The sequence below is a fragment of the Chthonobacter albigriseus genome, assembly GCF_013839445.1.
GTDB lineage: Bacteria > Pseudomonadota > Alphaproteobacteria > Rhizobiales > Pleomorphomonadaceae > Chthonobacter > Chthonobacter albigriseus.
The window spans coordinates 46,822-65,980 of the sequence record NZ_JACDIT010000005.1 but is presented as its reverse complement, the minus strand read 5'-3'; the positions used below and the strand labels follow the sequence as shown (position 1 = coordinate 65,980).

At 65.0% G+C, this 19,159-nt stretch carries 18 protein-coding genes and 1 tRNA gene; 8 read left to right on the top strand and 11 right to left on the bottom strand.

Annotation, left to right across the window (positions count from 1 at the left end):
• The first annotated feature begins 4 nt into the window (after positions 1–4).
• A complete protein-coding gene (gene pyk, locus HZ321_RS14220; protein ID WP_181703048.1) occupies positions 5–1,441 on the top strand; it encodes a pyruvate kinase in 1,437 nt (478 codons plus the stop codon).
• Between the two features lie 6 nt (positions 1,442–1,447).
• Here the strand turns inward: pyk and HZ321_RS14215 are convergent, their stop codons facing one another.
• The 4 genes from HZ321_RS14215 to HZ321_RS14200 all read right to left on the bottom strand — a co-directional run bounded on the left by HZ321_RS14215 (position 1,448) and on the right by HZ321_RS14200 (position 5,258).
• Positions 1,448–2,416 (bottom strand): alpha/beta fold hydrolase, encoded by a 969-nt coding sequence (locus tag HZ321_RS14215; protein ID WP_181703047.1) that lies wholly within the window; start codon positions 2,414–2,416, stop codon positions 1,448–1,450.
• 28 nt (positions 2,417–2,444) lie between these two features.
• Positions 2,445–3,122 (bottom strand): tetratricopeptide repeat protein, encoded by a 678-nt coding sequence (locus HZ321_RS14210; protein ID WP_181703046.1) that lies wholly within the window; start codon positions 3,120–3,122, stop codon positions 2,445–2,447.
• Positions 3,123–3,224: 102 nt separating this feature from the next.
• On the bottom strand, positions 3,225–3,350 hold the full coding sequence (gene ykgO / locus HZ321_RS14205; RefSeq protein ID WP_075215160.1) for a type B 50S ribosomal protein L36: 126 nt from the start codon (positions 3,348–3,350) through the stop codon (positions 3,225–3,227).
• Between the two features lie 234 nt (positions 3,351–3,584).
• Positions 3,585–5,258, bottom strand: coding sequence for a methyl-accepting chemotaxis protein (locus tag HZ321_RS14200; RefSeq protein WP_181703045.1), 1,674 nt, complete (start codon positions 5,256–5,258; stop codon positions 3,585–3,587).
• A 428-nt stretch (positions 5,259–5,686) separates the two neighbouring features.
• Between HZ321_RS14200 and HZ321_RS14195 the strand changes: the two genes are divergently transcribed.
• The 4 genes from HZ321_RS14195 to HZ321_RS14180 all read left to right on the top strand — a co-directional run bounded on the left by HZ321_RS14195 (position 5,687) and on the right by HZ321_RS14180 (position 9,487).
• A complete protein-coding gene (locus HZ321_RS14195; RefSeq protein ID WP_181703044.1) occupies positions 5,687–6,466 on the top strand; it encodes a hypothetical protein in 780 nt (259 codons plus the stop codon).
• Complete coding sequence (locus tag HZ321_RS14190; RefSeq protein WP_342343852.1) at positions 6,463–6,780, top strand: hypothetical protein; 318 nt, start codon at positions 6,463–6,465, stop codon at positions 6,778–6,780. Before HZ321_RS14195 ends, HZ321_RS14190 begins: the two co-directional genes overlap by 4 nt.
• A 71-nt stretch (positions 6,781–6,851) precedes the next feature.
• Positions 6,852–8,513: an alpha-amylase family protein gene (locus HZ321_RS14185; RefSeq protein ID WP_181703043.1), complete on the top strand. Its 1,662-nt coding sequence runs from the start codon at positions 6,852–6,854 to the stop codon at positions 8,511–8,513.
• A gap of 11 nt (positions 8,514–8,524) precedes the next feature.
• Positions 8,525–9,487, top strand: coding sequence for a TIGR03885 family FMN-dependent LLM class oxidoreductase (locus HZ321_RS14180; RefSeq protein WP_181703042.1), 963 nt, complete (start codon positions 8,525–8,527; stop codon positions 9,485–9,487).
• Between the two features lie 193 nt (positions 9,488–9,680).
• Here the strand turns inward: HZ321_RS14180 and HZ321_RS14175 are convergent, their stop codons facing one another.
• The 3 genes from HZ321_RS14175 to cpdR form a co-directional block, all read right to left on the bottom strand.
• Positions 9,681–10,019, bottom strand: coding sequence for a hypothetical protein (locus HZ321_RS14175; protein ID WP_181703041.1), 339 nt, complete (start codon positions 10,017–10,019; stop codon positions 9,681–9,683).
• A gap of 201 nt (positions 10,020–10,220) precedes the next feature.
• A tRNA-Val gene (locus tag HZ321_RS14170) sits at positions 10,221–10,295 on the bottom strand.
• Between the two features lie 109 nt (positions 10,296–10,404).
• Positions 10,405–10,767, bottom strand: coding sequence for a cell cycle two-component system response regulator CpdR (cpdR, locus tag HZ321_RS14165; RefSeq protein ID WP_181703040.1), 363 nt, complete (start codon positions 10,765–10,767; stop codon positions 10,405–10,407).
• Positions 10,768–11,127: 360 nt separating this feature from the next.
• On the opposite strand from cpdR, the gene HZ321_RS14160 reads away from it, so the two are divergent.
• Positions 11,128–12,024: an N-formylglutamate amidohydrolase gene (locus HZ321_RS14160; protein ID WP_181703039.1), complete on the top strand. Its 897-nt coding sequence runs from the start codon at positions 11,128–11,130 to the stop codon at positions 12,022–12,024.
• 312 nt (positions 12,025–12,336) lie between these two features.
• Positions 12,337–13,119, top strand: coding sequence for a histidinol-phosphatase (hisN, locus tag HZ321_RS14155; protein ID WP_181703038.1), 783 nt, complete (start codon positions 12,337–12,339; stop codon positions 13,117–13,119).
• A 4-nt stretch (positions 13,120–13,123) separates the two neighbouring features.
• Here hisN and HZ321_RS14150 read toward each other — a convergent pair whose 3' ends face one another.
• Positions 13,124–14,071: an alpha/beta fold hydrolase gene (locus tag HZ321_RS14150; RefSeq protein ID WP_181703037.1), complete on the bottom strand. Its 948-nt coding sequence runs from the start codon at positions 14,069–14,071 to the stop codon at positions 13,124–13,126.
• 232 nt (positions 14,072–14,303) lie between these two features.
• On the opposite strand from HZ321_RS14150, the gene HZ321_RS14145 reads away from it, so the two are divergent.
• The gene (locus tag HZ321_RS14145; protein WP_181703036.1) at positions 14,304–14,774 is read left to right on the top strand and encodes an Hsp20 family protein; all 471 of its coding nucleotides are present in this window, start codon (positions 14,304–14,306) and stop codon (positions 14,772–14,774) included.
• Positions 14,775–14,850: 76 nt separating this feature from the next.
• On the opposite strand, the gene HZ321_RS14140 is transcribed toward HZ321_RS14145, so the two are convergent.
• The 3 genes from HZ321_RS14140 to HZ321_RS14130 form a co-directional block, all read right to left on the bottom strand.
• On the bottom strand, positions 14,851–16,095 hold the full coding sequence (locus HZ321_RS14140; protein WP_181703035.1) for a methyl-accepting chemotaxis protein: 1,245 nt from the start codon (positions 16,093–16,095) through the stop codon (positions 14,851–14,853).
• 426 nt (positions 16,096–16,521) lie between these two features.
• Positions 16,522–17,520 carry a cytochrome-c peroxidase gene (locus HZ321_RS14135; RefSeq protein ID WP_181703034.1) on the bottom strand — a complete coding sequence of 333 codons (999 nt, stop codon included), beginning with the start codon at positions 17,518–17,520 and terminating at the stop codon, positions 16,522–16,524.
• A 186-nt stretch (positions 17,521–17,706) separates the two neighbouring features.
• Positions 17,707–18,774, bottom strand: a complete 1,068-nt coding sequence (locus HZ321_RS14130; protein WP_181703033.1) for a threonine aldolase family protein — start codon at positions 18,772–18,774, stop codon at positions 17,707–17,709.
• Positions 18,775–19,159 lie beyond the last annotated feature (385 nt).

Genomic DNA, 19,159 nt, shown 5'->3' with positions numbered 1-19,159 from the left:
GCCGATGAAGCGCAATCGCAAGGTGAAGATCCTCGCCACGCTCGGCCCGTCCTCTTCCGACCAGATGACGATCGGACGGCTGCACAAGGCCGGCGCCGACGTTTTCCGGATCAACATGAGCCACACCAGCCACGACAAGCTGCGCGACCTCGTGACCAAGATCCGTGCCGTCGAGGTGGAGCACGGCCGGCCGATCGGGATCCTGGCGGACCTGCAGGGCCCCAAGCTGCGGGTCGGCACCTTCGCGAACGGCCCGCAGGTGCTGGAGATCGGTCAACGTTTCGAGTTTCACGCCGACAAGATCGACGGGGACGCCAGCGGCGTCCACCTGCCCCACCCCGAGATCCTGGAAGCCTTGCAGCCCGGCCATCGGTTGCTGATCGACGACGGCAAATTGCGGATGCGCGTCCTGACCTGCGATGGACGCAACGCGGTCACGGAAGTCGAGGTCGGCGGTAAGATCTCCGACCGCAAGGGCGTCAGCCTTCCGGACACCATCCTCACCACTGGAGCGATGACCGACAAGGACCACGCCGACCTGCTCGCGGCGCTGGACGCCGAAGTCGATTGGATCGCCCTCTCCTTTGTCCAACGCGCCGAAGACGTTGCGGAAGTGCGCAAGATTGTCCGCGGCAAGGCGGGCATCATGTCCAAGATCGAGAAGCCCCAGGCGGTGGACCGACTGGAGGAGATCATGGAGCTCTCCGACAGCCTGATGGTCGCCCGCGGCGATCTCGGCGTGGAGATGCCGCTCGAACAGGTCCCCGGCATCCAGAAGCGCATCACCCGCGCCGCCCGCAAGGCCGGCAAACCGGTGGTGGTCGCGACCCAGATGCTGGAGTCGATGATCCAGTCCCCCGTTCCGACCCGCGCCGAGGTGTCCGACGTTGCGACGGCCGTGTTCGAGGGCGCCGACGCCGTCATGCTCTCCGCAGAAAGCGCCGCCGGCGCCTACCCCATCGAGGCGGTCGCCACCATGAGCCGCGTGGCGGAGGAAGTGGAGCGGAACGAGTACTATCTCTCGATCCTGAACGCCCAGCGCCCGGATCCGCAGCAGACAGGCGCCGATGTCATCTCCTCGGCGGCCCGGCAGATCGCCGAGACCCTTGGGCTGGCCGCGATCGTGTGCTTCACTTCGTCCGGCGCCACGGGTATCCGCGCATCGCGCGAACGGCCCACCACCCCCGTGATCGCTCTCTCGCCCAACCGCGCCATGGCGCGACGGCTCGCGGTGGTCTGGGGCCTTCATTGCGTAGTGAGCGACGACGCCCGCAATCTCGACGACCTTGTCGATCGGTCCTGCCGCATCGCCTACGAGGAAGGCTTCGGCCGACCCGGGCAGCGCGTCATCGTCACCGCCGGCGTTCCGTTCGGGACCCCAGGCGCCACGAACCTCCTGCGTATCGCCTTCATCGGCGCCGACGGCCTCAGCGGAATCTGAGCACCGTCAGGCGGGGACCATGCTGGCGCGGCGGCTGACCGTCTCCACCGCCTCCACGACCACCTGTGGGTGCGTGTGGTGGGGCATGTGGCCAGCCCCTGGCAATTCGATCATCTCAGCCCCCTGGATGTCCCGTAGCAGCCCGTGCGAATGGATGGACGGCCACACGACGCTGTCCTGATCGCCCGTGACAATGACGGTCGGCGCGGTGATCTCCGGATAGCGTGGCGACAGGGCGATCACGTTCTCCTTCAGATCCGCCACGTCCTCGGCATTGGCGACGAATGATCGCGGCCGGAGCACCAGTTCGATGTGAGCCTCGCGCGGATAGCGTTCCGGCACCGGCCCTGGATCGAAGACGCCCTTGGCAGCGCGTTCCAACAGGAGGCGGCCAAGCGGATAGGCCAGGGTCCAGGCGAATGCCGGGCCGAGGTATCGGTGCGCTGCGACCCGGTAGTACCAGGTGACACCGCCCGGCCAGGGATGGGTGGCGGGCGCGATGAAGACCAGTCCGGCGACCCGGCCCGGATGAAGAACCGCGGCCGCGGCGGCAACCGCCCCTCCCCAGGAATGGCCGACGAGAATGGCGCGCTCGACGCCGAGTCGGTCGAGCAGGCCGACCAGGACGTCGGCCTGGACCGAGGGCGCGGCGCAGCGCCGCGCGGGCCGGCTCGAGTGCCCGTGTCCGGGACGGTCGACATAGATGACGCGCCGGTGCCGGAGATGCCGGTCGAGAGCCGCGCGGGGCTCGTGAAGGTTGCCGCTGGCGCCGTGGATCACCACCAAGGGGAGCCCAGGGTTCCTCGGGTCGGCATCCGCGGGGCGATCGACGTAGTGGACGGAAACGCCGTCCACCTCCGCATAGGCGCCGACTGCCGCCAGCCGAGCGCCGATCCTGGCGTTGCCGACCGCGGTCACCCCCACCAGTGCACCGAAGAGTCCGGCGACACCAAGCGTCAGCCACCCGAGGATCATCGACGCGAGCCGCCTGTCCGAAACACGGTCAAAGGTCCCGACCGGCCGATCGTTTGTCGAGCTCCGCGAGCGCTTCCTTCACGGTCGTCAGCTGCGGATTGATCTTGAGCGTCCGTTCGTAGATCGAGCGGGCCCGCTCCGGCTGATCGAGTTCGGTGAGAACCGCTCCGAGACCTGCCAAGGCCCCGAAATGGCGCGGCTCCAGCGAAAGAGTCCGTTCGATATCGCCGATGGAGCGTGTGTAGTCGTCGAGCAGATAATAGATGGTGGCGCGCCGGTTGTAGCCTTCGACATAGTCGGGCTTCAGCGCCAGGGCTTCGTCAAGAAGGTCCAGGGCGGCCGGATAGTCGTTCGCCGCCAGCGCTTTGTCGGTCCAACTCATCAGCAGGTCCACGGTCGCGCTTCCCGAGACCGCCAGTCGCTGCAGGATGCGCTGTTCCAGCGGATGCGCCTCCTCGGGTGTCTTGGCGACCGCAAGTTTCGCATAGAGCTCGTCGAGCTCCTGCTTGGCGTTGGGCGGAAGGGCCGATTGCGCCGCACGGTCGCTGTTCGCGTCCTTGGGCGGTCGCTGTTCGAGCGCCGGATTGTCCAGCGAAGGCTCCGAGGGAAGCTGCGGCCGTGTCGGCGGCGGCTTCAGCGGTTCGGCGGGGGGCGCCTGGGCGGCGGCCGATCCGGCAATGCAGGTCAGGACGATGATCGCGGACATGAAAAAGCGCATGCCGGGAAGATAGGCTTCCCGGCACGCGCCGTCGAGATCATCGAGTGATCGTGAACACCGGGGGGCTTTGTCAGGCCCCCGTCCGGGGCATCAGCCCTGGCGCGCCTTGTAGCGCGGGTTCTTCTTGTTGATGATAAAGATGCGGCCCTTGCGGCGCACCAGGCGGTTGTTCCGGTCACGGCCCAGAAGCGACCGCAGCGAGTTCTTGATCTTCATGGGTTCGGTCCTTCCGGAGCCTTTCGAACCGCAGGGCTTGCTCCCGCCTCCTCGGAAGGGAGGATGGTGCCGCCGGCGACGGTTCGACTGGATCCGATCGTGTCGATTGGAACGGGCCGAGTTCATCACCCGGCCCGAGATCGGCGGGACCATACGGATGGTCCCTTTCGATGTCAACGCCGCGGGCGGGTCGAGAAGGCGGTTTTTCGCCCGTTCGACCTGCCCGCTGTGCCCTCAGGCCGCACGCACCGTCTTCAGGAAATCGGACACCTGCCGCTCGAGTGACGACGCCTGTTCGCTGAGCGACGAAGCTGCGGAAACCAGCCCGCGGGCTGCGCTGCCGTTCTCCGTGGCCGAGGTCCGGACGCTGGTGATGTTGTGCGCCACATGCGCCGCACCGGCCGCCGCATCCTGGATGCCGCGGGCGATCTCGCCCGTTGCGGCATTCTGCTGCTCGGCCGCGGCTGCAACGGCCGCGGCGATCGAATCCAGCTCGTCGATCCGCTTGGCGATATCCGCGATCCGGATCACGGTCCGGTTGGTGGATGACTGGATGCCGCTCATCTGCGCTTCGATGTCCTGGGTCGCCTTGGCGGTCTGCGACGCCAGTTGCTTCACCTCGCTCGCCACAACGGCAAACCCACGTCCAGCTTCACCGGCACGCGCCGCTTCGATCGTGGCGTTGAGGGCGAGCAGGTTGGTCTGCTCGGCGATCGCCTGGATCATTGCGACGATCGCGCCGACCTTGCCGGCGGCTTCGGCCAGGACTTTGACCTCCTGGTCGGACTGGCGCGCCTCGCCGACGGCTTCCCCGATGAGCCGGGAAGCTTCCGAGATCTGCCGCCCGATCTCCGCGATCGAGGCGGACAGTTCTTCCGATGCCCCAGCCACCGACTGAACGTTGGCTGACGTTTGCTCGGAAGCACTCGCAACGGCTGCCGACCGGTGGGACGTGTCCTCGGCCGAGCCGGAGACGGTCTGGGCGGCGTCCAGCACGGACTTTGCCGCACCGGCAACGGTGCCGATCACTGCGCCGACCTCGCTCTCGAAGCGGCTCGCCATTGCCTCCATTTCGGCCCGGCGTTGCAGGCGCGATTTCTCTTCAAGCTTGGACTGCTCTTCGCGCAGGCTTTCGGTTGCCAGCAATGCATCGCGGAAACCGCCGACGCTGCGCCACAGCGCGCCGATTTCGTCCTTGCTCGTCACCGCCGGCACGGTCACCGAAAGATCGCCGCCGGAAAGACGCGACAGAACGTCGGTCACCTTCACCAGCGGGCGGGAGATCTTGGTGGTGCTGAACCAGAGCGCGATCGCCAGTCCGAGCACAAGGCCGCCAGTCGCGAGCACGATCATCAGCATGAGTCGGTTGGCATAGAAGTCGCGGACATCCGCGGTCACCCGTTCCAGTTCGACGAGGTCGGTCTTCACCAGCGAATCGATCTCCGCCTGGAACTGCTTCCGGACAGCCCGGTTCTGCTCGTTGTTGCCCTGCTCGTTGGCCGCTTGCGGTGACACGGCCTCGCCGAGCCGCGCGGTTTCGACACGGAACGACCGGAACTCCGCAGCCTTGTCCGCGACGGCCTTGAAGGCCGGTTTGTCGACGAGGTTGACGATCGGCTCCCAGTGGACCAGCAGCGCGTCGATCGCGTCGAGGTTCTTGCGGATACCCTCGGCGAAGGGTTTGGCCTTCTCGATATCGGCAGCGGCGTAGATGCCGCGCGATTCCATCACGACGGCTGTCACCAGGCGATTGAGGTGCTCGCCGTTGTAGGCGCGTTTGGCAGCCGCCTCCAGTTCCGCGACCCGATCATTGTAGCCCTGCATGGTATGGAGGGCCACGCCCGCGATACACACGGAGACAACGGAGAGCATGCACACGAGTGCCAGGATTTTATTCTGAATGCGCATAGGTAGACCCCCTTATTGGGGTTGACCTTATGCATACGAATTTAACAAGGAGTATCTATTCGCGTTAACCCGGCGGATTACAGGCCCTGTTCGTCATAGGACTGCCCATTTCAGCGTTCACCGTGCCAATCGCCGCGCGTGCTAGGGATCGTTCGACCGCGCCTGGCGTTGGAGACGGTATGCGCATCTCCCAGACCTCTCGACGGCTCCTTGCCGCAGCCGGAGCAGTAACGGTTCTTCTCTCGGGGCCGGCAACCGCTCAGGAGGGTTGGTGGGACGAACCCATGGTTCCGCCGCCGCCGCCCGGCCCTGTCTTCATTGACCCGCCCCCCGCAGTCTATGCCGAGCCGCCCCCCGGCTGGGGCGATCCTCCACCCGGCTATGGCGACCCGCCCCCCGCAGGATCCCCGCCACGGGGACGGCTGCTGGTGGCGCCGGACGGCACCTACTTCATCGAGCCCCTGCCGGATGACGAGTACGGCGGCGAGCGGCTCATGGTCCGGCCCGACGAGGGTGATGACTACGGCTATCCGGGCGAGCCGTATCCGGACGACGATCGTTCGCGCGCTACCATATACGGGTACGAGGAGGCGCCCGGGCTTTCGAACCGCGGGTCTTCCGGAGGTTGGCGGCCCGAGGAACGCCTCGCCTCGCCCCCGGATTACGACCAGGCGCCGCCGATCGATGACTACGGCCAGTCGGCCGATATCGCGCCCTCCGCAGGACGACAGATCGATGTTCTGGCGACGTATGCTCCGGCCAAGCGGGAGGCGGTGTCCCGGTCCGATCCCCTGGCACGGCTGGATGCCACCAAGAAAGTCAACGCCTGGCTGGTCAGCACGTCATTGAAGCCGGCCACGGCCGCTACGATCCGAGCCATCGACAAGATCCTCGGAATTGATGTTTCCGACCAGCGGACGACCGCGCTTCCAGGTGCCGGTACGTCCGTCGATCGACCCAAGGCCAAGTCGACGACTCCAGCCGATGACGAGGGGCTGTCGAGGATCGGGGCATACATAGACGCGCGCCGCGGCACTGCCGACGCCGCGGCGGCGGCAGTCGCGCTCAGCCAGGGCAGCGACAAAAAGCAACTCGATGCGGAGGAGATAGCAGGCCTCGACGCCTTCCTCGGCTTCGTCAGCGAGGAAGCCGTGGTCGAGGCGCCTCGCACCGACGGCAGGTCGCCGACCGGACAAGCCATCCAGTGACGACGGCATCCCTGGTCCAGATTCTCCTTCCCTTGGAGGACAACGAAGGCAGTCCGATCCCCCGCGGTCTGTTCGACGGCGTGGAACGGGAACTCGTGGCCCGCTTCGGTGGATTGACCGCGCACACACGGGCGCCGGCCGAGGGCGTCTGGACCGAAGAGGGAGCCGGCCGGGTGAGGGACCGGGTTGTCGTGTTCGAAGTGATGACCGCGGATCTCGACCCCGCCTGGTGGGCCGACTACCGCCGCGCGCTGGAAAGCCGCTTTTCCCAGAGTGAAGTCGTGATCCGGGCCATGTCCATCCAACGGCTTTGATTGCGTGCCGCAGAACAAATCGCCGGCTCGTGTGTTGGTCGAACGACAACACGAGCAAGGCCCCGCAGCGGATGGTCACGGATCTCTGGTACAAGAACGCCGTCATCTATTGCCTGTCCGTGGAGACCTACATGGACTCCAACGGCGACGGTGTCGGCGACTTCCGCGGCCTGCAGCGCCGGTTGGACTACCTGAACGGACTCGGCGTCACCGCCATCTGGTTGATGCCCTTCCAGCCCTCGCCCGGCAAGGACGACGGATACGACGTCACCGACTACTACAATGTCGATCCTCGCTACGGGACACTCGGCGACTTCGTCGAGTTTACGCGCGGCGCCGAGCAGCGTGGGATCCGCGTCATCATCGACCTCGTGGTCAATCACACGTCCGACGAGCACCCCTGGTTCCAGTCGGCGCGATCCGATCCTCAGTCGCCGTTCCGGGACTGGTATGTCTGGTCCAAGAAGAAGCCGTCCAATGCCCACGAGGGGATGGTCTTCCCCGGGGTTCAGGAATCCACCTGGACGCGTGATGAGAAGGCCGGGCTCTACTATTTCCACCGGTTCTACAAGCACCAGCCCGATCTCGATACGTCCAACCCGCATGTCCAGGCCGAGATCCTCAAGATCATGGGCTTCTGGATCCAGCTGGGCGTGTCCGGCTTCCGGATGGACGCTGTTCCCTTCGTGATCGCGGAGAAGGGCGCCGACATCAAGCACCCCAAGCAGCAGTTCGCAATGCTTCGCTCCTTCCGCCAGTTCGTCCAATGGCGCAAGGGCGACGGCATCTTCCTCGCCGAAGCCAACGTGCCTCCGGAGGAGAGCGTGGAGTATTTCGGCCGGGACGGCGACCGGCTGCAGATGATGTTCAACTTCCACGTCAACCAGCATCTCTTCTACGCGATGGCGACCGGTGACGCCAAGGATCTGGCCAAGGCCGTGGAGGCCACGCGGTCGAAGCCGCAGGGCGCGCAGTGGGGCCTTCACCTGCGGAACCACGACGAACTCGATCTCGGCCGCCTGACGAAGGAGCAGCAGGCCGCGGTGTTCAAGGCATTCGGGCCCGAACCGAACATGCAGCTCTACGACCGCGGCATTCGCCGGCGCCTCGCCCCCATGCTGGCCGGCGACCGGCGTCGCCTGGAACTCGCCTACAGCCTTCTCTTCACCCTGCCCGGCACACCCGTGATCCGATATGGCGACGAACTCGGCATGGGCGACGATCTGAGCCTTCCCGAACGCTACTGCGCCCGCACGCCGATGCAGTGGTCCGACGAGCCGCAGGGCGGCTTCACCAAGGGCGACAAACCGATTCTTCCGGTCATCAGTGGCGGACCCTACGGATTCGAGCACCTGAACGCGGCCGAGCAGCGTCGGGATGCGGACTCCATGCTGAATTGGCTGGAGCGCATCATGCGGATGCGCAAGGAGGTGCCTGAGATCGGCTGGGGAGATCACTCCATCGTCGATGTCGGCGACCCCTCCGTCTTCGCGCTGCGCTACGACTGGCGGAACAACTCCGTCTTCTTCCTGCACAACCTGGGCGCAGAGCCACGCGAGATCCACTTCACCACCGACGATCCGGATGGTCCGCAGCCCCTCATCAACCTGCTCGGCGGTTCCAACAGCGACCCGCAGCAGGACGGGCGTCATTGCGTGATCCTCGAACCCTACGGCTACCGTTGGTACCGCGTCGGCGGCCTCGACTACCTCCTCCGTCGCAGCGACATCTGAAGGACCCTCCCATGACCGAGTACGGCTACCATGCCTCGCACGAGCAGTTCGCGCCGAGCGAACTCGTGACGCTGGTCCGTCAGGCCGAGGCTGCGGGCTTCGACTGCGCCATGTCGTCCGATCACTTCCATCCCTGGAGCGAGAGGCAGGGCCATTCGGGCTTCTCATTCGCCTGGCTCGGCGCTGCCATGCAGGCAACGACGATGCCTTTCGGGGTCATCGCGGCGCCGGGATACCGGTACCATCCGGCGATCGTTGCGCAGGCGGCGGCGACGCTGGCCGAGATGTTCGAGGGCCGCTTCTGGCTGGCGCTCGGCAGCGGCGAGGCGCTCAACGAAGCCATCACCGGCCTGCCCTGGCCGGACAAGGCGGAACGGAACGCCAGGCTGGAGGAGTGCGCGTCGGTGATCCGGGCTTTGCTGTCCGGCGAATCTGTGACCCACCGCGGGCGCGTCACGGTCGTCGAAGCCAAGCTCTACTCCCGTCCGAAGCAGACGCCCCGTCTCCTCGGGGGTGCCGTGTCGGAGGCGACCGCCGCCCGTGTCGGCGCCTGGGCCGACGGGATGATCACCATCCCGTCGGAGGACGCCACCTTGCGCCGCGTGATCGAAGCCTTCCGGGCCAACGGCGGTTCGGGCAAGCCCATCTACCTTCAGGTTGCCCTCAGCCACGCCCCCACCGAAGCCGAGGCGGTGCACATGGCGCTGGACCAGTGGGGCCCGAACGCGATCGGCGGTGAAGTGAACTGGGATCTGAGACGTCCCGCCGATTTCGATGCCGCCACCCGCTTCGTCCGGGAGGCCGACATAAGGCAGTCCGTTCTCGTGTCTGCTGATCTCGCCTGGCACCGCGACCGACTTGCCGGTTTCGCGGAACTCGGTTTCGAGCGGATCTTCCTTCACCACGTGGGACGCGATCAGGCCCGTTTCATCGATACCTTCGGGGAACACGTCCTGCCGGCTCTTCGGCGTTGACAGAAAAAAAGGCCGCGACATGCGCGGCCTGAAGTCTAGGGAGGAAACGCCCAAGGAGGGCTGTCGGCCGAGGCCGACGTTGTCTAGATGGCGTCCGGCCGAATATTTTTCAAGCACGAATAAAAGGCAGAACTGCCTAGAGAGGCGGCAAAGAAGGTGATTTTCCCCTTCTCCAGCCCCAAGCCTCGGAGACTTACTCGGTCCGCACAAGCCGCAGGCCCGACGACGCGACCTCGACGTGAGTGGATCTGCAGACCTCTTCCAGTTCGGCCAGACGTTCGGGTACGAACTTGCGGATCACCTCTCCGGCGGTCGAACCGGCCCGATGCGTCGCCAGCGACTGCCGCAGCACGCTGCAAGTTGCCTGCACGGCTTCGGCCAAAGGCAATGTCGCCCCGAACGCAAAACGGGCGGACGCGATTTCGATCGCAGAGATCGCGTCCAGATACTGGCGGTCCTTACGGAGCAAGGTCTCCGTCTCGACTTGAGCGCGCCGAAGAAGAAATCGTGGATGTGGGCTGGCCTGGCTCATCTGCACCCCCGCAGTTCCGGACGGACGCAGAACGTCTCCGGCGAAAGCAGCAGATCTGATTTGCCGGCATCAATCCATGATCAGTTCACAGGAAAGTAGACGACGCGTGGCGGGCGTGTCGCCCGTGCAACGGAGGCCCGCTCCGGACGCATGCCCGGACCTGTCGGTCGCGGGCCATTTTCTTCTGGATCTGAAGGTGGATGGTGGGCGTGACAGGGATCGAACCTGTGACCCCTACGATGTCAACGTAGTGCTCTCCCGCTGAGCTACACGCCCGTGTCCATCCTTGCGGGATCGCCTCGCGGCGATGTGCGAGGGGGTATAGCGACCTTTCGTTTGGCATGCAAGCCATCCGAACAAGCCTTGTGCGTCCGCCCGGTTCGGCTCAGGCCGCGGCCAGCATCTTCTCCACCTCGCGCACGAGGTCCTTCAGATGGAACGGCTTGGACAGGACCTTGGCATCCTTCGGCGCCTGGCTGTCCGGGTTGAGTGCGACGGCGGCAAACCCGGTGATGAACATGATCTTCAGGTCGGGATCGAGTTCGGTGGCGCGCCGGGCCAGTTCGATTCCGTCCATCTCCGGCATCACGATGTCCGTCAGGAGCAGCGTGAAGGGCTCCTCGCGCAGCCGCTCGTAAGCGCTGCGGCCGTTGTCGAACGCCACCACGTCGTATCCGGCGTTGTTGAGAGCCTTCGCCAGGAAGCGGCGCATGTCGTTATCGTCTTCGGCGAGGAGGATACGGTTCATTTGGTTTCCCGACGGGTCCACTGGGACGGCCCACCTTTGAGGCAGTCCCGTCTTGTTTATCTCATCTCACGAGTAGGCTATCGCGGTAAATATGGCGTAAGCGTCTCGTTTCGGGACTCTTAAACGCGCGATCCCCGTCACTTGATCCCGGTTGTTGCCGGTTTCTGGGCCTCAGCCTGTGGACAGATCCCGGGTAAATTGGCACCATCACGATGTGAGGGGAGTCCGAGCCAGGGCGAAACCGAACGTTTCCGGCACGGGAAGCCCATTTCTCATGCTCTGGAATGATCCGATTCGATTGACCGGGACTTATGTCCCCTCGCCGGGAAAGCAGCGGCAGACCCCGGTCCGGGAGCAGGCATGCGTGTCGTTGCGGATTTCGTGACCGAACCGGCTTTCGAAGTATCCTCTCCGGTCGAGCAGACCATTCCATTCGTCTTCAATTCCCCGCATTCCGGCAGCGCCTACCCGCAGCACTTCCTGGCGGCGTCGCGCCTTGATTCCAGGCGGATCAGACTGTCGGAGGATGCGCTCGTAGACCGGCTCTTCGCCCATGTGGTCAATCGAGGAGCGCCCCTGCTCCGGGCGCACTTTCCGCGCGCCTATCTGGACGTCAACCGGGAGCCTTACGAACTCGACCCGAAGATGTTCGCAGGTCGCCTCCCGGCCTACGCCAACGTCCGCTCCATTCGCGTCGCCGGCGGCTTGGGCACCATAGCCCGCGTGGTCGCCGAGCAGGAGGAGATCTATCACGGTCCCCTGCAGATCGAAGAGGCGCTCGATCGTATCGAAGCCATCTACAAGCCCTACCATGCGACGCTTCGACGGCTGCTGGCTCAGACCCACGTCCGCTTCGGCGCCGCTGTCCTGATCGACTGCCATTCCATGCCATCGAATGTACGCGGTCAGGATCCCCGATCCCGCGCGGACTTCGTGATCGGTGACCGCTACGGGACGGCCGCTGCCCGCGCGCTCGTCGATCATGCCGCGGACGTGCTGGTCGACCTGGGCTACACTGTGGCGATCAACAAGCCCTATGCCGGCGGCTTCATCACCGAGCACTACGGCCGCCCCGCCAAAGGCCTTCACGCCCTCCAGTTGGAGGTCAATCGCGGCCTCTACATGGACGAGCGTACGTTCACCGAGAGTGCCGGCTTCGACCTTCTGCGCACGGATCTGTCACGGTTCGTGGAGGCCCTGGTGGATCTTCCCGTTTCCGCGCTCGTGCCACAACCAAGTCGTTATGCGGCCGAGTAGGCTCGGACGGCCGTGCGGCTCCCTCGACGGAAAGAAAAAAGGCCGTCGCGGTGCGGCGGCCTAAGTCTTAGGGAGGAAACGCCCAAGGAGGGCAGGCGATACAAGCTGTATCGCACCGCAACAATTTGCCGCTGCACTGCACGGTCGTCAAGCATGCCGGTCCTGACAGAATGTCGCGGAAACGTTGCAGGTCCGAGCCCTCCTGCGACGCACGCCACCCGCTCGATGGCAAAAAGCTCGATTTTATAATGCCATACCCGACGTTGGGCATACCCAACCGAAGGCTTCAACACAGGACGAGGCACTTCCGCTATGCAGGAACGCGACGACTGGTCTGCATTTTTCACGGAGCTAGCTGATCTTTCGGGGGCCGTCATTCTCCCGCACTTCCGGACTCGGATGACGATCGACAACAAGGAGGTGGATGCCTTCGACCCGGTGACGGCGGCCGACCGCGCGGCCGAACAGGTGATCCGCCGCCATATCGGCGCCCGCTTCCCGGACCATGGCATCCTGGGCGAGGAGTTCGGCGACGACAGCGGCTCGGCGGAGTATGTCTGGGTGATCGATCCGATCGACGGCACCCGCGCGTTCATCTCCGGCGTTCCGGTCTGGGGCACGCTGGTAGGGTTGAAGAAGGGCGGTCGTCCGATCTACGGGATGATGTCCCAGCCCTTCATCGGCGAACGGTTCATCGGCGATGGCCGGACGAGCACCTACGCGGGGCCCGCTGGCGAAGCGGTCCTGCGCACGCGGCCGTGCCCCTCCATCGCGGAGGCCACGCTCTTCACGACCAGTCCGACGCTTTTCAAGGACGACGAGCGGGCCGCCTATGACCGCGTGGAAACCGGTGTGCGCCTGACGCGCTACAGCTGCGACTGCTACGCCTATTGCATGCTCGCGGGCGGCCACGTGGACATCGTCATCGAGTCCGGGCTGAAGACGTTCGACATCATGCCGCTGATCCCGGTCATCGAAGGAGCAGGCGGCGTCGTCACCAACTGGCAGGGCGGTTCGGCGATCGATGGCGGCCAGGTGGTCGCGAGTGGCGACCCGTCGCTTCACGAGGAGGTTCTGCGCCGGCTTGCCGGCTGAGCCGTCAGCTTTCGTCCGAGCCGGGTACGAACGCGTCAAAGGCTGCCCAGAACTGATCCTGGTAGATCGGTCGCTCCATCATGATCTCATGGCGGGCTCCCGGCACGTACACATAGGCGCAGGAGCGCAACCTGCGCGCCATCGTCTCGTTGGCATAGGGCGAAACCAGCTGATCCTGGCCGGGATTGATGATCATGACCGGCAGCGGAACGGTGCCGGGAAAGTGGGCCGCCTCCATCCGGTCGATCGCCTTGGCGGCTGCATGGATCCAGCGGTTTGTCGGCGGCCCGATACCGAGGTCGGGCCGCTTGCCCGTCACCGTCATCATCATGGCGAACAGCCGCGCGTCGGATGTCAGCGGGTTGTCCTCGAAATCCCGGACCACCGCCAGCTTCTTGGTGGCTCCCGGGATCATCGCCCGACCCAAGCCGACCATGCAGAGAAGCGCTGACAGTCGGCGGATCGGCTTGCGCCGGAGTGGCGGGGCGAAGTCGAGGAAGGGCGCCGAAAGCACCAGCCGCCGCATCCAGGGCGGAAGCCGCGGCGAGGCTTCCAGGAGAACGGTCCCGCCCATCGAATGGGCGAGCCCGTAGTAGGGTGGTGGGCAGTCCGGCAGCACGAGTTGCCGGCGGAAGGCCGTCAGGTCCCGCTCATAGTGACGGAAATCGGGAACGTGCCCCTTGCGGGCATGGGGCAGAAGACGCTGGGATCCGCCCTGCCCACGCCAGTCGAGGGTCGCCACGGCGAACCCACGGGCCCTCAGCTTCTCGACCACATGGAAGTACTTCTCGATCTGCTCGCCCCGCCCCTGGAACAGGCAGACTGTCCCCTTGGCGGGACCCGAAAGCACGGGGAAACGCGCCGCACGAAGCGCAACGCCGTCGTCGGCCACCAGACGGTGGAGCGTGGTTCCCGTCGGTATCGGGTTTTCAGGCAGGTCGAGGAGATCCATCAAGGCCCGTCCAGATCGGCTTGCCGATGAGTAGCGGGCACCGGCGGACACTGCAATCGGCCATGCCGGCGACGCTGACCCCACCCTTGAAAGCCCGGAAAACCATCCACACATCAGCGATGCGGGCGCCCGATCGGGGTCCGCCGGCTCTCCGCCGGGAACGGCCATCATGGCGTTCACAGGCAGTGGAGACGCTGAACACGCGAATCGTCGCTCACAGGAGGACTTTTCCATGCGTCACGTGGATTTCACACCGCTCTATCGTTCCACAGTCGGCTTCGACCGGCTTTTCTCCATGCTCGACCAGTTGGGTGCGAGCGACGGAGGCGCCCAGACCTATCCGCCCTACAACATCGAGCGGACCGGTGAGAACGCCTATCGCATCACCATCGCCGTCGCCGGCTTCTCCGACGCCGACCTCTCGATCGAGGCGCGCGAGAACACCTTGACGGTCAAGGGTGAAAAGAAGCCTGCCAGCGAAGAGAAGACCGCCGAGGTTCTCTATCGTGGCATCGCATCGCGGGCTTTCGAGCGCCGGTTCCAGCTTGCCGACCATGTGGAAGTCAAGGGCGCCAGCCTCGAGAACGGTCTCCTTCATATCGACCTCGCACGCGAGATTCCCGAGGAGAAGAAGTCCCGCCAGATCCCGATCGGCAAGGCCGACGGCCTTCGCCAGATCGAGGCGTCGACCACCGTCAACTAACGGCTTCGACAACCAGAAAACAGATAGGGAGGTGCCCGGCCGAACCGGGCACCTCTTCTTTTGCGCACCATGGCGATCATGCGGCGCGGATGGACCCCGTGAAAGCCGCCGCGTCGGACTTCAGGCGAACGACCGACCCCTCCAGGCTGTGGACGACATCGGCGATGTTCCTTGATCCCTCGCAGACGTCTTGGAAGGTCGATCGGACCTCACCGAGGGTCGACTCCAGGCTGCGCGTTCCACGGGATGCCTCGTCGATGCTCCGAGCGATCTCGTCGGTGGCATCCAACTGCAGCTTCATGGCCTGCTCCACCTCGCTCGCGGAATCGCCCAGCGCACCGATCGAACTGCGGATCTTGTCCATGACGTCGACCACCTCGCCGGTGGCGGTTCTAACCTGCGAAATGCTGGAGCCGATCGCTTCCGTTGCCCGGCGGGTCTGATCGGCCAGCGACTTCACCTCGGCGGCGACCACCGCGAATCCTCGCCCTGCCTCGCCCGCGCGTGCAGCCTCGATGGTCGCATTGAGCGCAAGCAGATTGGTCTGGTCGGCGATGTCGCTGATAAGGCCGGCCATCTCGCCGATCCGCTGCGAGGTCGCGACCAGCAGGCTGATTGCCGATGAAGAACCGGCGACGATATCGGTCGTGCCCGTCACAAGGCTGCGCGAATGCGCGGTCCGGTCGGTGATCTCCCGGGCTGACGCCGCCATCTCGTTCGCCGCAGCCGCAACGGCACTGACGTTCGCGTTGGCGGTGGCTGCGACCTGCCCCGCCCCGTCCGCCTTGGAGTCGGTTACGCCAGCGGATCGGCCCATGGAGGCCGACATGTCCGACATCTGCGCCAACTGCCGTTCCACATCGGAGATGACACTTCCAACCTTGGACTCGAACTCGTTGGCTACACGCGCCAGAAGCGACTGTCGTTCGACCTCCGCACGCTGACGTTCGGCCTGCTGGTTGGACTGCAGACTGCGCAGGTCCACGGCGCTGCGCCGGAGAACGTCGAGCGCCCGCGCCATCGACCCGATCTCGTCCTTGCGGGTGCCGCCGGGAACCTCCGTCTCGAGCTGCCCGTCCGCGATCCCGCTCATCGCACGTTGAAGTCCGATCATAGGGCGCGTGATCGACAGGGCTGCCGCAACCGTGAGTGAGAGACCTGCGACAACGGCCGCGACCGAACCGCCGACGGCCAGCCAGAAGGCGAAAGCGGCGTGGTCGCGAACCTCCGCACCGGTCTGCTCGGCTGCCGCGATCGACTCGCCGATCAGGAACTGCAGGTCGGCATCGATGGCTGCTTCCCGCTGCGTCTGTCTGCACATGCGGCGCGACCACGGCGGTGGCAGGAGCCTCACCCATCAAAACGCGGCTGTCCGCCAACCAGGCGTCGAGAGTCGACCGGGCATGGTTCAGCCGGGCGAGCGCCTCGGGTGAGAGCGGCGTCGCCGCCAGACGCTCGACCTGCCGCTGAAGGTCATTCACCGCGGCATTGAAGGCGCCGAGCGACGCCTTGCTGTCCGTGAAGCGTATGCCTTCTGTCACATCCTCGAGCTGGGCATGGATCGTCGTGAACCGTTCCGCGATCCGGTGGGCGGCATCGACCTGTTCGAGCGGCGTTGTGGTCGCGTTCGCTGTGTCGGCGCTGACCGTCCAGATCTGCCAGACGAAGACCGCGTTGAGCGCGGAGCCGATGCCGACGCACACGAGGAAGCACAGAAAGATACGTTGGAAGATGCTCATGGCGGGCCTCAGTTCGGCAGCACGGGAAGGGCGACGACCTGCCGCGAGCCGGTCAGGGAGTGCAGGAACTCGACGAGGTCCTGGATGTCGGCGGCCGTGAGATCCACCGGAGCCATCAGGCTCGATCGGGAAGGCCGGTCGATGCCGCCCGACAGGTAGTGTTCGACCGCCGCCTGCAGTGTCGGCACCTTGCCGTTGTGCATGTAAGGCCCGCGCTGGGCGATGTCGCGCAGGCTGGGCGTTTTGAAAGCGAACTGGGCCTTGGGATTGGCCGGCTCGAAGGTGCCGCGGCCCGGATCGGCATCTGTCGTCCCGATGTCGTGGAACTTGTTGTCCGTGAAGTTCCAGCCGGTGTGACAGCCTGCGCATCGCGCTTTGCCGACGAAAAGGTCGAAGCCGCGTTTAGCCGAATCCGAGATTGCGTCGGCATCCCCGTCCACCCACGCATCGAATGGGGCATAGCTCGGCACGACTGTCCGTTCGAAGGTGGCGATCGCCGCTACGATGGTGTCTGGCGTGACGGACGTGCCGGGGAACACCTGGTCGAACCAGGCCGAATAGCCCTTGATCGCCGACAACCGCTGTACTGCGACTTCGAGCGGAAGGTTCATCTCCGCCGGCGATTCGATCGGCCCCTTGGCCTGGGCTTCCGCCGTGGCCGCCCGGCCGTCCCAGAAGAATGGATGGATCCAAGCCGAGCCAAGCACGGTAGGCGCTTGACGGCCGAGGCGGGTGTTCTGGGAGCCGACTGCGGTCTCCACCGGCACTTCCCAGCCGAAGGAGGGATTGTGACACGACGCGCAGGTCATGTTCTCCGCCCCTGACAGGCGGGGTTCGAAGAACAATGCCTTCCCGAGCGCGGCCTTTTCCGGCGTATACGGGTTGTCCGCGGGGAACGGTATCGTGGTCGGACGCTTGAAGTCTTCCAGCGACGATGTGGCCCATGCAGGCCAAACCGTTGAAACAAGAAGCACGGAAAACGCGCTTGCATAGCGGAAAAAGGACATCGGATCTCCCCACCCTAGCTCTCGGAAGGGATGATTGCCGAAGACAAGTAAATGAACCTAGAATTCTACCGAGCCCTGTCTGCTGTAAAAATAGTCAAAATCAAAGTCGATCTGAGCGTTGCTTCGGTGAGGGCTAAGTATCATTAATGGCAAGGCAAGCTCATTTCAGTTTAAAATGAGTAAGCCTCAGACGGCTGAACCCGTCATCAGAACCCGGATGAACTCGGCCACGTCGTGCTTCGTTGTGGCGAAGCTGGTGACGAGACGGACGAGGACTTCGCCTTCTCCGGGCACGTCTGCCGGGGGAAGTCCATCCGCCGGCCATTCGTAGAAGAGCGCGCCCGCCGCCTTCAGCGCCTGCGACGTCTTCGCAGACCAGATCGCAAACACCTCGTTCGCTTCCGGCTGGAACAGCACGCGGGCTCCCGGGGCAGCAGAGATGCCCGCGGCAAGGCGGCCGGCCATTGCGTTTGCATGGACGGCGTTGTCCAGCCAATGACCCCGGTCGAAGTACCCCTGGAACTGGGCTGCAACGAAGCGGCTCTTGGAGAACAGCTGCCCCGCTCGCTTGCGCGCGTAGGCGAAGTCGTCAGCGCTCTGCGGATCGAACAGGATGACCGCTTCCGCACACCAGCAGCCGTTCTTGGTGCCCCCGAAGGAGAGCATGTCCACCCCGGCCTTCCAGGTCATCTCGGCCGCGGTCACGTTGAGCGAGACGAGCGCATTCGCAAAGCGTGCCCCGTCCATGTGGACCTTGAGCCCGGCTTGATGCGCGATCCCCGCGATCGCGGCCACTTCGGCCGGTGAGTAAACCGTCCCCCATTCGGTTGCCTGGGTCAGGCTCACCGCCACCGGCCGTCCGTGATGGACGGCGGGAGGCTGGAACCGGGCGATCGCCGAACGGACACCCTCCGGTGTCAACTTGCCGCGCGCGCTGTCAACCGGCACCAGCTTCGCACCGCCGCTGAAAAACTCCGGCGCGCCACCCTCGTCCACCGCGACGTGCGCATTGCGATGACAGATCACCGCCCCACCCGGTCGCATGACGCTGGCGAGCGCCAGCGAGTTCGCCGCCGTCCCGGTGGAAACGAAGAACACGGTGACCGGGCGCTCGAAGATTTCCGCGAACCAGTCTGAAACGGTCCGCGTCGTGTCGTCCGCTCCATAGGCAGCGGCGAGTCCGTGGTTGACCGCGTTGAGGGCCGCGGCCACGGGAGCCGACGCACCCGCCCAATTGTCGCTTGAAAAGTTCATGCCGATGTCTTTATCCGATGCGATCACGTCCGAGAAGTCACCTGCGGACCGCCCTTCGCTGCGGCAGCACCGAGAGAGAATGCACATCTCAGACGCATGAGAAAAAATCGGTCAGCGTCACTGTCGGGATTGACGGGACCGAAGGTTATGCGTATTACGCATCAGGCATGCGGCGTTGCGATAGATTTACGTGGGTGGACCCGGTCCTGTCGGGCTGTCATCGACGCGAAACTAAGTTGCGCGAAGGTCGTGTGAGGGTTTCAGGTATTGCGTGGGAATGTGTCTCTACGCAACGATCAGGCTTCTGCCCTTGGTCCAAGCGGCGCAGGAAGGCTCGCTCGATTAAGGTTGAGATGCCATAGCAAGGCGGGTTTGCGCCCCTTCG

What these genes read in the sequence shown, in the direction of transcription:
- pyk (WP_181703048.1), top strand. Translation starts at nt 5, where the DNA reads ATGAAGCGCAATCGCAAGGTGAAGATCCTCGCCACGCTCGGCCCGTCC.
- HZ321_RS14215 (WP_181703047.1), bottom strand. Translation starts at nt 2,416, where the DNA reads ATGATCCTCGGGTGGCTGACGCTTGGTGTCGCCGGACTCTTCGGTGCA.
- HZ321_RS14210 (WP_181703046.1), bottom strand. Translation starts at nt 3,122, where the DNA reads ATGTCCGCGATCATCGTCCTGACCTGCATTGCCGGATCGGCCGCCGCC.
- ykgO (WP_075215160.1), bottom strand. Translation starts at nt 3,350, where the DNA reads ATGAAGATCAAGAACTCGCTGCGGTCGCTTCTGGGCCGTGACCGGAAC.
- HZ321_RS14200 (WP_181703045.1), bottom strand. Translation starts at nt 5,258, where the DNA reads ATGCGCATTCAGAATAAAATCCTGGCACTCGTGTGCATGCTCTCCGTT.
- HZ321_RS14185 (WP_181703043.1), top strand. Translation starts at nt 6,852, where the DNA reads ATGGTCACGGATCTCTGGTACAAGAACGCCGTCATCTATTGCCTGTCC.
- HZ321_RS14180 (WP_181703042.1), top strand. Translation starts at nt 8,525, where the DNA reads ATGACCGAGTACGGCTACCATGCCTCGCACGAGCAGTTCGCGCCGAGC.
- HZ321_RS14175 (WP_181703041.1), bottom strand. Translation starts at nt 10,019, where the DNA reads ATGAGCCAGGCCAGCCCACATCCACGATTTCTTCTTCGGCGCGCTCAA.
- cpdR (WP_181703040.1), bottom strand. Translation starts at nt 10,767, where the DNA reads ATGAACCGTATCCTCCTCGCCGAAGACGATAACGACATGCGCCGCTTC.
- HZ321_RS14160 (WP_181703039.1), top strand. Translation starts at nt 11,128, where the DNA reads ATGCGTGTCGTTGCGGATTTCGTGACCGAACCGGCTTTCGAAGTATCC.
- hisN (WP_181703038.1), top strand. Translation starts at nt 12,337, where the DNA reads ATGCAGGAACGCGACGACTGGTCTGCATTTTTCACGGAGCTAGCTGAT.
- HZ321_RS14150 (WP_181703037.1), bottom strand. Translation starts at nt 14,071, where the DNA reads ATGGATCTCCTCGACCTGCCTGAAAACCCGATACCGACGGGAACCACG.
- HZ321_RS14145 (WP_181703036.1), top strand. Translation starts at nt 14,304, where the DNA reads ATGCGTCACGTGGATTTCACACCGCTCTATCGTTCCACAGTCGGCTTC.
- HZ321_RS14140 (WP_181703035.1), bottom strand. Translation starts at nt 16,095, where the DNA reads ATGTGCAGACAGACGCAGCGGGAAGCAGCCATCGATGCCGACCTGCAG.
- HZ321_RS14135 (WP_181703034.1), bottom strand. Translation starts at nt 17,520, where the DNA reads ATGTCCTTTTTCCGCTATGCAAGCGCGTTTTCCGTGCTTCTTGTTTCA.
- HZ321_RS14130 (WP_181703033.1), bottom strand. Translation starts at nt 18,774, where the DNA reads ATGAACTTTTCAAGCGACAATTGGGCGGGTGCGTCGGCTCCCGTGGCC.